Origin of the sequence: Pseudomonas sp. 14P_8.1_Bac3, assembly GCF_025466085.1 — a bacterium.
Lineage (GTDB): Bacteria > Pseudomonadota > Gammaproteobacteria > Pseudomonadales > Pseudomonadaceae > Aquipseudomonas.
The window spans coordinates 1-555 of record NZ_JANLOD010000056.1; the positions used below are offsets into that span (position 1 = coordinate 1).

The 555-nt window shown below is 65.2% G+C and carries 1 protein-coding gene; it reads right to left on the minus strand.

Translation table 11 applies throughout. The features are described 5' to 3' along the window. Positions 1 to 555: AMP-binding protein (locus tag NTD84_RS18340; RefSeq protein WP_262168204.1), on the minus strand; the 555-nt coding region annotated here is incomplete at both ends.

Sequence of the window (555 nt, forward strand, 5' to 3'; positions counted from 1 at the left end):
CGCCAGGACGTTGCGGTGGGCAATGGCCACGCCTTTGGGTTTGCCGGTGGAACCGGAGGTGTAGATCACGTAGGCGAGGTTGTCCGGTGTCACGCGTGTGCGCGGCGCGTCCGATGGATAACTGTCCGCGGCGTCCATCAACAGCACTTGGGTGCCGCTCGGCACCTGCAATTGCGCCGCGATCGTGGACTCGGTCAGCAGCAGCAACGCACGGCTGTCTTCGAGCATGTACGCCACGCGCTCGGCCGGATAATCCGGGTCCAGCGGCACGTAGGCGCCCCCGGCCTTGAGCACCGCGAGCAAGGCCACCAGCAACTGTTCGGAACGCTGCATGGCCACGCCAACGCGCACTTCCGGACCGACGCCCGACTCGATCAGCCTGTGTGCCAGACGGTTGGCCTGGGCGTCGAGTTCGGCGTAACTCAACTGTTGAGTGCCGAAGGTCACCGCCAGCGCGTCCGGCGTGGCGGCCGCTTGTTGCGCGATCAATTCATGAAGGCACAGGTGGTCGGCGAAGCCTTCGCCACTGCGATTCCAGTCATGAACGATGCGCTG